The sequence below is a fragment of the Deinococcus pimensis DSM 21231 genome (genome assembly GCF_000519345.1).
Lineage (GTDB): Bacteria > Deinococcota > Deinococci > Deinococcales > Deinococcaceae > Deinococcus_A > Deinococcus_A pimensis.
Window position 1 is genome coordinate 5,655 of record NZ_KI912650.1, and the last position, 13,398, is coordinate 19,052.

Annotated in this window: 10 protein-coding genes; 5 read left to right on the plus strand and 5 right to left on the minus strand. The window is 70.4% G+C overall.

Going from position 1 to position 13,398, the window contains the following annotated elements; translation table 11 throughout:
- The 3 genes from DEIPI_RS0113975 to DEIPI_RS31175 form a co-directional block, all read right to left on the minus strand.
- Positions 1-347 (minus strand): HAD family hydrolase (locus DEIPI_RS0113975; protein WP_027482171.1); only part of this gene is annotated, 347 nt, incomplete at its 3' end.
- Between the two features lie 78 nt (positions 348-425).
- The gene (locus DEIPI_RS0113980; RefSeq protein WP_027482172.1) at positions 426-1,799 is read right to left on the minus strand and encodes an NCS2 family permease; all 1,374 of its coding nucleotides are present in this window, start codon (positions 1,797-1,799) and stop codon (positions 426-428) included.
- 175 nt (positions 1,800-1,974) lie between these two features.
- Complete coding sequence (locus DEIPI_RS31175) at positions 1,975-5,748, minus strand: ExeM/NucH family extracellular endonuclease (RefSeq protein WP_052351738.1); 3,774 nt, start codon at positions 5,746-5,748, stop codon at positions 1,975-1,977.
- Between the two features lie 257 nt (positions 5,749-6,005).
- Between DEIPI_RS31175 and DEIPI_RS0113990 the strand changes: the two genes are divergently transcribed.
- Complete coding sequence (locus tag DEIPI_RS0113990; RefSeq protein WP_027482173.1) at positions 6,006-6,191, plus strand: hypothetical protein; 186 nt, start codon at positions 6,006-6,008, stop codon at positions 6,189-6,191.
- 66 nt (positions 6,192-6,257) lie between these two features.
- Here the strand turns inward: DEIPI_RS0113990 and DEIPI_RS0113995 are convergent, their stop codons facing one another.
- Together DEIPI_RS0113995 and DEIPI_RS0114005 are read right to left on the minus strand one after the other, a co-directional pair.
- Positions 6,258-7,619 carry an acetyl ornithine aminotransferase family protein gene (locus DEIPI_RS0113995; protein ID WP_027482174.1) on the minus strand — a complete coding sequence of 454 codons (1,362 nt, stop codon included), beginning with the start codon at positions 7,617-7,619 and terminating at the stop codon, positions 6,258-6,260.
- 181 nt (positions 7,620-7,800) lie between these two features.
- Positions 7,801-9,213, minus strand: coding sequence for a KamA family radical SAM protein (locus DEIPI_RS0114005; protein WP_027482175.1), 1,413 nt, complete (start codon positions 9,211-9,213; stop codon positions 7,801-7,803).
- A 195-nt stretch (positions 9,214-9,408) separates the two neighbouring features.
- On the opposite strand from DEIPI_RS0114005, the gene DEIPI_RS0114010 reads away from it, so the two are divergent.
- The 4 genes from DEIPI_RS0114010 (at position 9,409) to DEIPI_RS0114025 (ending at position 13,241) form a co-directional block, all read left to right on the plus strand.
- Positions 9,409-9,864 (plus strand): Lrp/AsnC family transcriptional regulator, encoded by a 456-nt coding sequence (locus DEIPI_RS0114010; protein WP_027482176.1) that lies wholly within the window; start codon positions 9,409-9,411, stop codon positions 9,862-9,864.
- 16 nt (positions 9,865-9,880) lie between these two features.
- Positions 9,881-11,005, plus strand: a complete 1,125-nt coding sequence (locus tag DEIPI_RS31180; RefSeq protein WP_045234342.1) for an alpha/beta hydrolase — start codon at positions 9,881-9,883, stop codon at positions 11,003-11,005.
- Positions 11,006-11,160: 155 nt separating this feature from the next.
- Positions 11,161-12,732 carry an L-glutamate gamma-semialdehyde dehydrogenase gene (locus tag DEIPI_RS0114020; RefSeq protein WP_027482177.1) on the plus strand — a complete coding sequence of 524 codons (1,572 nt, stop codon included), beginning with the start codon at positions 11,161-11,163 and terminating at the stop codon, positions 12,730-12,732.
- A gap of 11 nt (positions 12,733-12,743) precedes the next feature.
- Entirely contained in the window at positions 12,744-13,241 is a 498-nt protein-coding gene (locus DEIPI_RS0114025; RefSeq protein ID WP_045234343.1) for a DinB family protein, read from the plus strand.
- Positions 13,242-13,398 lie beyond the last annotated feature (157 nt).

Below are 13,398 nucleotides of genomic sequence, written 5' to 3' on the forward strand. Positions count from 1 at the left end.
GACGACGCCACCGCGAGCGGCACGCCCGCCGCGCGCGCCTCGCGCAGCAGCTCCGTCACGCCGGGCAGCGTGTCGGCGGGGCCCATGTCCTCGATCGCCTCCAGGAAGTAGCGGTTCTTGCGCTCCATCCAACCCTGCGCCTCCGCCTCGGTGAGCGCGCGCTCACCGACGAACAGGCCCAGCGCGTCGCGGCGGGTGCGGCCCAGCAGGCGCGGGTTGTCCGCTCGGGTGAAGGGCAGGCCCTCCTCGTCCGCGAGACGCTGCCACGAGCGGTAGTGCGGCTCCACCGTGTCGGCCAGGACGCCGTCCATGTCGAAGATCAGGCCGTAGTCGGCGCGGACGCTCATGCGGGCCATGGTAGCGGACACGCGCGCGCGACGAGAAGGGCGGCCCCGCGGGGCCGCCCTCTTCAGCGCGCGGAGGTCCTACTCGCTCAGCCAGACGTAGCGGGCGAGCAGCAGCGCCGCCACCACGTACAGCAGGGGGTGCACCTTGCGCGCCTCGCCGCCGAGGGCCTTGATGGCGCAGTAGCTGATCACGCCGAAGCTGACGCCGTTGGCGATGTTGTACGTCAACGGCATCACGATGAGCGTGAGGAAGACGGGGATGGTGGTGGACGCGTCGCTCCAGTCGATCCGCGCGAGGCTCGAAAGCATCATCGCGCCGACGAGGACGAGCGCGGGCGCCGTGGCGGCGGCGGGCACGGCCCCGGCGAGCGGGGTGAGCAGCAGGGCCAGCAGGAACAGCACGCCCACGACGACGGCGGTGAGGCCGGTGCGTCCGCCCTCCTCGATGCCGCTCGCGGACTCGATGTACGCGGTGGTGGTGCTCGTGCCCATGAAGGCGCCGAACATCGCGGCGAGGCCGTCGGCGGCGAAGGTGCGGCGGGCGCGCGGCAGGTCGCCGTCCTCGGAGAGGTACCCGGCGCGGCTCGCGAGACCCGTGAGGGTGCCGGTCGCGTCGAAGAAGTCCACGAAGAAGAACGTGAAGACCACGGCGAGCAGGCCGAGGCCGAACGCGCCGGAGATGTCGAGCGAACCCACGAGGCTCGTGGGCCACACGGGCGCGGACACCACGCCGTTCGTGAAGCCGCCGAAGGGCACGAGCGCTCCGTTCGCGCCGCCCGCGTACACGGGCGCGCGCGTGACGATCGCGAGGAGGGTGCTCGCGACGATGCCGATCAGGATCGCGCCGATCACGCGGCGGGCCATCAGCACGCTCGTCACGACGATGCCGAACAGCGCGATCAGGACGGGCGCGGACGTGAGCTGGCCGAGCGCGACGAAGGTGGCGGGGTTCGCGACGACGATCCCGGCGTTCTTGAGCCCGATGAACGCGAGGAACGCGCCGATGCCCGCCGTGACCGCGAACTTCAGGGACGTCGGGATGGCCTTCACGATGACCTGCCGCACCCCGAGGACGCTGAGCAGCACGAACAGCACGCCCGACACGAACACCGCGCCGAGCGCCGTCTGCCAGGGGATCTTCTGACCGAGCACGACGGTGAACGCGAAGTACGCGTTGAGGCCCATGCCGGGCGCCTGCGCGAAGGGGTACTTCGCGACGAGCCCCATGAACAGGCTCCCGAAGGCCGCGGCGAGCGCGGTGCTGGTGAGCAGCTGCGCGAACGCGTTCGGCACGGGAATCGCCGCGGACAGGATCTGCGGGTTCACGAAGAGGATGTACGACATCGTGAGGAACGTCGTCAGTCCGGCGCGCACCTCGCGAGGAACGGTGGAGCCGCTCGCGTGGATACCGAAGTACCGTTCGAGCCAGCCCTGCTGGAGGGTGTTCTGCATGTTGCCCTTTCCTCCCGCCTCACGCGGCGGGGTCATGGTGGGAAGTCCTGCCGTCCACTCACGCGCGAACGACCCGTGAAGCGTACCACGATGAAGGAAACGTTAGCGACACGCGGCATGAAAAGGGACGCGCTCCCGGGGGAGCGCGCCTTGATCGAATCTGGAGCGAGGGAGATCAGTTGCAGACGTTGGCGGGGCTCGCCGAGTTGCGGGGCGAGGCCGCCGCGCTCGCGAAATCGTTCGCGTTGCTGTTCGTGTCGATGCAGCCGGCGCCGGCGCGGGAGAGCGCCTCCGCGTTCGAGGCGGGGGCCGGAGTGGGCCCCGCGCCCTCGAAGGCGTTGGCGGTGGAACCATACCCCACGAAGTCACGAACGTTCGGGTCCGTCGGACCGGTCGCGGCGGTGGTGGCGCTCACGAGCGCCACCTTGCCCGCCGAGCCGCCCATGGCGAGGGTGCCGGTCGCGTCCGGGGTGGGCAGGAGCGCGGCGGTGCCCGTACCGGCGGCGAGCTGGACGAGGAAGTAGTGACCGGGCGCGACCGTAAGGCCGGCCGGGAAGCTGAAGGTGTTCGTGCTGCTGAACGAGCCCGTGGCGCTGGCGTACTGGAGAGACCAGCCATTCAGGCTGACGGTCGTGCTGCCCGCGTTGAAGAGCTCCACGTAGTCGTTCTTGTAGGTCGCGTTCGCGTTGCCGCCCGCGCCGTACACCTGGCTGATGACGAGGCCGCGCGTCACGGCGGGCGCGTCCGTCACGGTCACGGTGAGCGGGGCCGCATCGGCCGTGTCGGTCCCGGCGGTGGCCCTGGCCTTCAGCGTGTACGTCCCGGCCGAGGCGTAGGCGTGCGTGAGGGTGCCGCTGGTGCCGGTGACGGTTTCGGACGCGGTACCGTCTCCCCAGTCGACGGTGACGCTTTCGGCGCGGTTGCTGCCCACCGAGGCGGTGTAGGCCTTGCCGGTGGTGGCCGTGGACGCCCCGGTCAGCGTGGCGGTCAGCGCGGGCAGGGTGCGGTCCGCGTCCCGGTCGAGGCCGAGCCCGACCAGCACGGGATCGTGGTCGCTGGCGCGGAAGGGAGTGGGCGCGTAACGGTCGTCGGTCTTGAACTCGGTGTTGTAGTCGAGCACGACGGGCTCGTCGGCGTTGATGTGCCACTCCGTGATGCCGGTGACCTGACGGTCGAGGTTCGAGCTGGCGAGCGCGTGGTCGAGGTACCCGAAGAGCCCGTCGAACACGTACGAGTAGCGGTCCTCGGCGGGGATGCGCTTGGCGTTCTCGCTCACGATGCCGCTCGAGGTGATCTTGCGGATGGGGTCCTCGTCGCCGTAGCTGTTGAAGTCACCCATCAGCAGCACGTCCTCGTCGGCCACGGAGCTCTTGAGGCGGTCGACGAAGCCGAGCAGGGCCGTGGCCTGCTCCACCCGGAGGGCGTTCCAGCAGCCCTGCCCGGTGTCGGCGTTGGGGTCGGTGGCGCTGTCCGGGCAGCTTCCCTTGCTCTTGAGGTGATTCGCGACGACCGTGAAGACGCCTCCGCTCAGCTTGTCCTGGAAGGTCTGCGCGACGGGCGGACGGCTGTACACGGCGTTCGTGTCCACGACGTAGTTGCCGACGAGGTTGACGCGCGAGGGCTTGTAGATGATCGCGACCTTGATGGCGTCCGTGCCGATCTTGCCGGTCAGGACGGGCGCGTACGCGCTCGTGCCGTAGGCGGCGTTGAGGGCCGTGACGAGGTCCGTGAGGGCGGTGTCGCCGTTGTTCTCGACCTCCATGAGCGTCACGACGTCAGCGTCGAGCCCCTTGAGGGCCGCGACGGTCTTGGCCTTCTGACGGTCGAACTCGGCCTGGTTGGACGCCCCACGTCCGGCGCTGCCGAGCGTGGTGAAGTAGTTCAGGACGTTGGCGCCCGCGACCTTGAGGACGCCCTGCTGGCCGACGGACTTGGGCGCGAGTGGGCGGGGGTTGGCCGTCTGGAAGGTCGGGGTCGCGGTGGGCTCGACCTTGTAGACGTTGTTGGCGTAGTGCAGCACGCCCGTCAGGCCCGACACGGTGTCACCCGAGCGGCGGGTCGCGTCGGTGCCGGTCCCGGAGAGGTACGGGATGGGACTGGGATTCTGGGCGCTGCGGGCGTCGTCGAGGGTGACGCGGTTCGCGGCATTGTCGGCGGCCGTGGCGGTGCTCGTACCGTTCGTCGGGACGAACTGGCGGCCCGACGCGGACAGGACGAGCTCGCCGTAGCGTCCGAGCCCGTAGGTTTCCGTGACGGTGAGGCTGTCCGCGAAGCGCACGAGCATCCCCTCGTACCGTTCGAGGTTCGAGAAGGGCGCGGTCACCACGGTGGGCACGATGGCGGCGCCGGCGCCGCAGTCCACGAGGCCGGTGACGTTGTCGAGCTGGGTGAGGGTGCCGGGCTTGGCGCCGCTGGGCGCGTACTCACGGACGACCCCGGTGAGCTGCACGAGGTCGCCGACCTTGACGGTCTGCGGCGCGGCGCCGGTGTAGACGAAGATCGCGTCGGAGGTGGCCGGGTCCTGATCGCCCGTGACGTCCTGGATGGTGAAGCCGCTCAGTCCCGACTGGAAGTCCGCGGTGACGACGCCGCGAATCGTGACGGTCTGGCCGACGAGGGGGCTGGCGTCGCCCGCGCCCTGAACCGCGGGAATCGGGGTGACCGTCGCGCCACCGGGGCAGCTTCCGCCGGCCTGGAAGGTCAGCGCGACGTTCTGGGCGCTGCCGTCGTTCTGGAAGTTCACCGTGGCGCTGGTGAAGTCGCTCGTGCCGGTCAGGGCGTGCACGACCGCCGTGTACTTCAGGCCGACCGGCAGGCCGAGCGTGCCGGTCCAGAGGCCGCCGCGCGGGATGAGCTCCAGGGTGTAGCTGTCCTTGAGGTCCTGCGCGCCGATGGGGCCGCCGGGCGTGATGACGGCGTAGGCGCGGTCCGCGCCTGCCGGGACGCCGCCGACGCTGAGGGTCATGGTGGACACCTCGGGCCCGACGTCGACGGTGACGGGCACGGTGGCGGTGTCGACGACGTTCACCTTGAGGGTCGCCTGGCTGGTGATCCCGGCGCTGTTCGTGACGGTGACGGTGACGTTCTGGTCGCCCGCCGCGCCGAAGGTGTGCTTGAGGTCGCGGGTGTCGCTGCCGCCCGTGAGGTCGACGTTCTCGCTGCTGCCGTCGCCCCAGCTCACGGTGAGCTTCTTCAGGGTGTCGCCGCCGCTGGTGTCCTGCGTGGAGGCCACGCCGAGGGTGTACTCGACGTTCTTCTTGACGCTGGTGGCGCCCGTGAGGACCGGCGTGGCGGGCGCGATGCCCGCGACGTCCGCGAGGGCGACGTTCACGCTGGCGTCCGTCTCGGAGAGGGCGAGCGTGGCGCTGCCCTGCTGGCGCAGCGCGGCGCCCTCGTAGCCTTCGACGGTGACGAGCACGTTGCGGGCCGTGGGCACGCCCACGAGGGTGCCGGTCGCGCCGCTGCCGTTCCTCACGAGGCGGGTCTCGACGCCGTTCGCCTTCGCGACGACGACGTTGGCCTTGTCGAAGAGGTTCGTGGCGGTCACGGCGATGGAGCTCGTGATGCGGTTCATGACGAGCGAGATGGGCTGGTCGCCGACCGTGACGTTCGCCGTGGCCTTGTACAGCACGACCTTCGCGTCGTCGGTGCCGTCGTAGCCGCGCGCGGTGATGGTGTACGCGCCGCGGGCGACGTTGCTGAGGGTGACCTTGCCGACGCCGTTCTCCAGCGTGGCGGTGTAGGTGCGGGTGTCGGCGCCCGTGTTGGCGTCGGTGCCCCGCACGTCGAGCGTGACGAGCTTCACCTGCTGCGGCAGGGAGAGGATGCTCACGCCCTGAGTGACGGGCAGTCTTCCGCGAAGGTCGCCTGCGGGCTGCTGCCCGCAGCCCGCGATGATCAGGGTCAGAGAGAGAGTGGAGAACAGGAACCTGCTGCGGCCAATACTCATGACGTCTCCTGCGGCGTGGTTCGGGGGACGCGTGCTCTGTGGCCGCGTCTCACCTCTCCGCGCTCGAACCGAAAGTTGGGAACCCCAACCAAGATAAGAGGAAAACACACGTTTGTCATCCGTGCTTCAGTGGACCTCACGAGGTCTTCAGAACTGACGCGGGCGTGACGGCACCTCAACGTTCGCTATTTTCACCGCGCGTGAGCGCCCGCCTAGACTCGACTCATCGGTGACGGACGGTCACCAAGGAGGGTCCTATGTCTTCGTTCGGCATCTACATGATCGGGTTCGTCATCCTGATCGCGGGCCTCGCGTACGGCGCGAGCGTCGCGGGCCTCGCGTCCACCTGGATCGTCGTGGGCGTGATCGTGCTGCTCGGTCTCGGCATCCTGATGGGCGTCAGCAACACCAAGCGCCGCGATCCTCCCGGCGGTCCGCAGTAACGAACGTGAACGAGATGTGAAGAAGGGAGCCGCCCGTGGGCGGCTCCCTTCCCCGTGTGTTGGTCCTTACAGGCTGGCGAGGGCGTCCGCGACGATCTCCATGCCGACGCCCGCCTCCTCGCGCGTGAGGATCAGGGGCGGAGACAGGCGGATGCTGCTCTCGCCGCAGTCGAGGTTCAGGAGGCCGCGCTCGAACATCGCGGCGCTCGCGGCGTCACGGATCTTCGCGTCGGGACGGCCCGAGGCGTCCACGAACTCCACCCCGATGAACAGGCCCCGCCCGCGCACGTCCCCGATGAAGGGGTAGTTGCGCTGGAGCGCGCGGAACTCGTCCATGCAGTACTCACCGACGAGGCGGGCGTTCTCCATGAGGCTCTCGCCGCAGCCCTCGTGCTTGACGGTCCCGTCGAGCAGGTCGAGCGTCGCCATGGCCGCCGCCGCCGCGACGGGGTTCCCGCCGAAGGTGCTGCCGTGGCTGCCGACGCCCCAGGTCATGACCTCCTCGCGGGCGAGCATCGCGCTGATCGGCATGCCGCTCGCGAGGCCCTTGGCCATCGTGATGATGTCGGGCTGCACGCCCTCGAAGTGCTGGTAGGAGAGGAACTTCCCGCTGCGGCCCATCCCGGCCTGCACCTCGTCGAAGATCAGCATGATGCCGTGACGGTCGCACAGCGCGCGCAGCTTGCGCAGGAAATCCGCCGGGGGCACGATGTAGCCGCCCTCGCCCTGCATGGGCTCCACGATGAACGCCGCGACCTCGTCGGCGGGAATCACGGTCTGGAACAGCACGTCCTCCACGTAGGACAGCACGGCGTCCGAGACGGTCTCGGGCGTCGCGCCGAACGCGGGCCGGAAGGGGTTCGGGTACGGCACGTGGCTGACGTTGGGCAGCAGCGGTCCGAAGCCGCGCTTGTACTTCGTCTTGCTGCCCGTCAGGGTGATCGCGCCGTACGTGCGCCCGTGGAAGCTGCCGATCGTGCTGATGACGTGGCTGCGGCCCGTGTGGTTGCGGGCGAGCTTCACGGCGGCCTCCACGGCCTCCGCGCCGCTGTTGCCGAAGAACACGCGCCAGTTCTCGCCGGGACGCGCGACGTGGCTCACGAGGCGCTCCGCGAGGTCCGTCGTGACCTCCTGCGGGTAGTCCGTGAGGCAGACGTGCATGAAGCGCCGCGCCTGCGCGCTGATGGCCTCCACGACGTGCGGGTGGTTGTAGCCGGTGGTGCTCACGGCGATGCCCGCCATGAAGTCGAGCATGGTGTTGCCGTCCACGTCGGTGAGCCAGACGCCCTCGCCGTGGTCGGGCACGAAGGGGAACGGGCGCATGTAGCTCGTGGAGAGCTTCTCGCGGTCGCGGCGCATGATCTCGGCGGCCTTCGGGCCGGGCAGGGCGGTGCGGAGTTCGGGACGGCGGGGCTGGATCAGGGTCATGGGTGCTCCTTCGGTGCGAGCGGTCAGCCTTCAGCCGTCGGTGATCGACGTGCCGTGTTCGCCCTGCGCTCGCGGGATCGTCGTGCGGGTGAAGTTCCGGGTGGCGGGCCGCCGTACGGTGTGCACGGGGTCCGCGTGAGGGCCCGACCGACGGCTGGCGGCCGGGCCCGCGGGGCTCGCGTCAGTCGCCGCTGGGGACGGGCTGTTCCACCATGCCGTCGGGCGCGGTGTCCGTCACGTTGGCGGTGCCCACGCCGTGGGCCTGCCACTTGTCCTCGCGGCTGTTGAGGCGGTGCTGGATCGCGCCGGGACGGTGGCGGCTCTCCGCGAATTCGCGCGGCTCGATGCTGATGCGCTCGCCCTGCATGAGGCCGTAGATGCCGCTCTGTCCGGGCTCGCGGCGCTCCCATTCGGCGGGCACGGCCATGTCGGGTCCGACGTAGTCGGTGGGTTCGCTGTACGCGGCGATGTAGCCCTCGAAGTTGCGCAGGATGAGCTTGTCGGGCGAGTGCGACAGGACGTAGTTCGGCGCGACCGGGATCTTGCCGCCGCCGCCGGGAGCGTCCACGACGTACGTCGGGATGGAGTAGCCGCTGGTGTGGCCGCGCAGGCTCTCCATGATCTCGAGGCCCTTGGCGACGGTGGTGCGCAGGTGGCCCGCGCCGTGCACTAGGTCGCACTGGTAGATGTAGTAGGGCCGCACGCGGATCTTGACGAGCTCGCGCATGAGCTTCTGCATGATCACGGGGTGGTCGTTGACGCCGCGCAGCAGCACCGCCTGGTTGCCGAGCGGGACGCCCGCGCGGGTGAGGCGGTCGCAGGCGTCGGCGACCTCGGGGGTGATCTCCTTGGGGTGGTTCACGTGGATGTTCATCCACAGCGGGTGGTGCTCGGCGAGGACGTCGCAGAGTTCCTGCGTGACGCGCATCGGCATGAAGACGGGGACGCGCGTGCCGATGCGGATGATCTCGATGTGCTCGATCTTGCGCAGTTCCGAGAGCAGGCCCGCGAGGACCTTCGGGGCGAGCGTGAGGGGGTCGCCGCCGGAGAGCAGCACGTCGCGGACCTGCGGGCTGCGGCGCAGGTAGTCGAGCTGGAGTTTGTACTCGTCGGGCTTGAAGGTCTCGGAGGGGTCGCCGACGATGCGCGAGCGGGTGCAGTAGCGGCAGTAGCTGGCGCACTGCGTCGTGACGAGCATCAGGACGCGGTCGGGGTAGCGGTGCACGAGGCCCGGCACGGGCGAGTGGCGGTCCTCCGCGAGGGAGTCCTCCATCATGCTGGTGAAGGGCTGCAGTTCCTCCTCGGTGGGGATCACCTGACGCCGCACGGGGCAGGTGGGGTCCGAGGGGTCGATCAGGGACGCGAAGTAGGGCGTGATGTCGAGGCGGAAGATGTCCTTCGCGCTGATCCCCTTGCGTTCGCTCTCGGTGAGCTCCAGGAAGCTCTCGAGCTCCTCGAGGTTGTTGACGCGGTTCTTGAGCTGCCACTTCCAGTCGTACCAGAGTTCGTCCGGGACGTCCTTCCAGGGGGCGGCGCGGTGGTTGCGGGGCAGCATGAGCTGCGACCGGGTGGTGGCCTGCGGGTGAAGGGTCATGATCGCTCCTTTCGGGAGGGGCCCGTGCGGGCACGGTGCTGTCCGCGGGCGTCTGACCCGCGGGAAGGTGGATGCTTCCAGTGTAGGAAGCGTGCCCGCGTGGTTTGAATGGCCGTCACGCGCGTCCGTGAGGTGATGACCGTTCAGTGCGAGGCGACCACGGCGCGAGAACTTTACGTTTGATAAGATGCCTTCATGAAGCTCGACGGGACCGACGTCCGCATCCTCACCGAACTCCAGCAGGACGCGCGCCTCTCCATGCGTGAACTGGGCCGCCGCGTGGGACTGTCCGCCCCGGCGGTGACGGAGCGGGTGCGGCGGCTGGAGGACGCGGGCGTCATCGCGGGCTACAGCGCGCGCGTGGCGACCACGCCGCTCGGGCGGGGCATCACCGCGTTCATCGGCGTGCAGGACAGCGGTCAGCGCGACCCGCAGCTGGTGCGCTGGGCGCGCAAGCACGACGGGGTGCTGGAGTGCCACTCCGTGACGGGCGGGAACTCCTGCATCCTCAAGGTGGCCCTGCCCAGCATCGTCGCGCTGGAGGCCATGCTCGCGGAGCTCATCTCCATGGGCTTCACCTGCTCCACCAGCATCGTGCTGAGCACGCCCCTGGAGGGCAAGATGGTGCTGCCGCCCGCCGAGCTGGCCTAGGCGTACATTGGGGCGCATGAGCTTCCTCGACCTCGCCACGGTGCGCTTCACGATCACGTCCCTGCCGCCCACCACCCCCGAGGGGGCGGAGTTCTGGCTCACCTCGCACCTCACGGGCTGGGCCGCCGCACCCGGGGGGTGGCGCTTCGAGCGCCTGGACGGCGCGTGGGTGCTGGACGCGCGGGTGCCCGTCGGCACGCTCCTCGACGCGAAGGTCACGCGCGGCACGGACGACTCCGGCGAGGGGGACGAGTACGGGCACCGGGCGCCCGGGCACCGCGTGGTGGTGACGGGCGACGCGTCCGTGGAGATCGTGGTGCGCGGCTGGCAGGACCGCCCGGCGGGCGTGAAGCCGTCCACCTCCACGGGCCGGGTGGAGGACCTCTCCGTCTTCTCCCCGGAGCTCGGGCTGGAGCGGGACGTGCGGGTGTGGCTGCCGCCCGGGTACGACCGCGAGGACCGCGCGTACCCCGTACTGGTCCTGCACGACGGCCAGAACGTGTTCGACGCGGCGCTCGCCTTCCAGGGCGTGGAGTGGGGCGCGGACGAGGCGGCGGACACGCTCGCGCGGGGGGGCCTGCCCGTGATCCTCGTGGCGGTCCCCGTGGGCGCGGAGCGCGCGGCGCTCTACACGCCCTTCCCGTCGCGGTACAACGGGTACGGGCCGCGCGTGGAGGCGTACACCGATTTCCTCGCGGGCACCCTGCTGCGTGAGGTGGGGCGGCGTTACCGCGTGCTGGAGGGCCCCACGCACACGGGCGTGGCGGGCTCCTCGTTCGGGGGCCTCGCGAGCCTGTACGCGGGCCTCACGCGGCCGGACGTGTTCGGCTTCGTGGGGGCGTTCTCGCCGAGCACGTGGCTCGCGGACTTCGAGCTGAGGACCTTCGTGGAGGCGTCTTCCGCGCCGGCCTCGCGCTTCTACCTCGACATGGGCGGACGCGAGGGCGGCGACGTGGAGTCGGCGGCCCTGCTGGTGCGGCAGACGCGCGTGGTGGCGCACCTGCTCTCCACGCGGACGCGCGAGACGAGGCTCGTGATCGACCCCGGAGGCTGGCACGACGAGGCGGCCTGGGCGCGGCGCTTCCCGGAGGTGTTGCGCTGGTTCGCGGAGGCGTCACGGGGCGAGCTTCAGCAAGCGTAAAGTCGCGCGGCGATGGAGGGCGCGTCCGTAAGGTCGAGGGCGCGCCTCTCTTTCGCGCGTAAACGCCTTGCGGGACGGCCAAAAGCGCGTGTTAGGCTCGGGAGCGAGATCCCCGTCCGGGCGCGCGAGCGCCCCCCAACCGAAAGGAGTTCACCATGACCCTCATGGCGGGCCTGCTGCCCTTCACGCACGAGCCGTACCTCGACTTCAAGAACCCCGACGTCGCCGCGCGCCAGCGCGACGCCTTCCGCTACGTCCGCGAGACGTACGTCGGGCGGACCTTCCCCCTCGTGATCGCGGGCGAGCGCGTGGACGTCACGGACACCTTCGAGGTCCGCAACCCCGCGCACCCCGACGAGGTCGTCTGGCGCTTCCCGCTCGGCACCGCCGAACACCGCGAGGCCGCCGTCCGCGCCGCCGAGGAGACGTACGCCACGTGGCGGTTCAGCGATCCGCTGCAGCGCGCCACGATCCTCAAGCGCGCCGCGACCCTGCTTCAGGCGCGCCGGATGGAGTTCAACGCCGTCATGACGCTGGAGAACGGCAAGAACTGGGCCGAGGCGGACGGCGAGATCGCCGAGTGCGTGGACCACTTCGAGATCTTCGCGCGCGAGGCGATCAAGTGGGCGCAGCCCAAACCCGTCGAGCCCATGCCCGACGAGCACGTCACGATGGTCTACGAACCGCTCGGCGTGGTCGCCGTGATCAGCCCGTGGAACTTCCCCGCCGCCATTCCGCTCGGCATGGCGCTCGGCGCGGTCGCGGCGGGCAACACCGTCGTGATGAAGCCCGCGTCGGAGGCGCCGCTGAGCGCGTGGCTGCTGCTCGAACTCCTCCACGAGGCGGGCCTCCCGAAGGGCGTCATCAACCTCGTCACGGGCGGCGACGACGTCATGGGCGATCCCCTCGTGGACCACCCGCGCGTCCGCATGGTGGCGTTCACGGGGAGCCGCGAGATCGGCTGCCGCATCTACGAGCGCGCCGCGCGCGTGCAGCCCGGTCAGAAGTGGCTCAAGCGCGTCATCGCGGAGATGGGCGGCAAGGACGCGACCGTGGTGTGCGCCGACGCGGACCTCGACGCCGCCGCGACGGGCATCGTGCAGGCCGCGTTCGGCTACGCCGGGCAGAAGTGCAGCGCCTGCTCGCGCGCCATCATCGAGGACAGCGTCTACGACGAGGTGCTCGCGAAGGTCGTGGAGAAGGCCCGCGCGCTCAAGGTGGGCCCCGGCGAGGACAACGTGGACGTAGGGCCCGTCATCCACGCGGGCTCGGCCGAGCGCATCATGCGCGCCGTGGAGGAAGGCAAGGGCTACGCGAAGCTCGTGCTGGGTGGCGAGCGCGCGCACGTGGCGGGCCTGTCGGGCGCGTACGTCTCCCCCACCGTCTTCGCCGACGTCCCGAGCGATTCCGAGCTCTTCCAGGAGGAGCTCTTCGGTCCGGTGCTGGCCGTGTCGCGCGCGCGTGACTGGCGGCACGCGATCGAGCTCGCGAACGACAGCGCGTACGGCCTGACGGGCAGCTTCTACAGCCGTGACCCCATGAAGGTCGAGGAGGCCCGGCGCCGCTTCGAGGTCGGCAACCTCTACGTGAACCGCAAGTGCACGGGCGCGCTGAGCGGCACGCACGCCTTCGGCGGGTACAACATGAGCGGGACGGGCGCGAAGGTCGGCGGGCCCGACTACCTGTTCTGGTTCACGCAGGCCAAGACGGTCGCGCAGAAGTACTGAGGGAGGCCGCCATGACGGACGTGGAACAGACGCGCAGGTCCTACGGGGACCCGGACGTGCTCGCCGGGACCTTCGAGGGCGGCACGGCCTACGTGAAGTGGGCAGCGGCCCTCGACGGGCTCTCCCCCGAGGACGCCACCCGCGCGCCCGAGGGGTGCCCTCACAGCGTCGCGGACGTGACGGCGCACACGCTGTACTGGTACGAGTGGCTGCTGGGGCACGCGCGTGGCGAGCGGCCCGCGTGGCCCGAGCACGCCGAGGACGGCTGGCCGGAGGTGGACGCGGCGGGCTGGGAGACGCGCCGCGCCCGCCTGCTCTCCGTTCTGGACGAACTGCGTGAGCGTTCGCTGGACGTGGACTTCCTCGCCACGCCTTCCTTCAAGGGGGCCACGTGGGGCCGCACCCTGCTGGGCTTCTCCTTCCACGGGGCGTACCATCTCGGGCAGGTCGTGCTGATCCGGCGGATGCTGGGCGCGTGGCCGCCACCCGGAGGTGGGGACACGTGGTGACCTCGGAGCTTCGTTCCAGCGTGTTCGCCCGCTCGAACCGCCCGTACCCCGTGGCGGTGCGCGGCGAGGGCGTGTACCTCTTCGACGACGCGGGGCGGCGCTGGCTGGACGGCTCGTCGGGCGCGCTCGTCGCGAACGTCGGGCACGGCGACGCGCG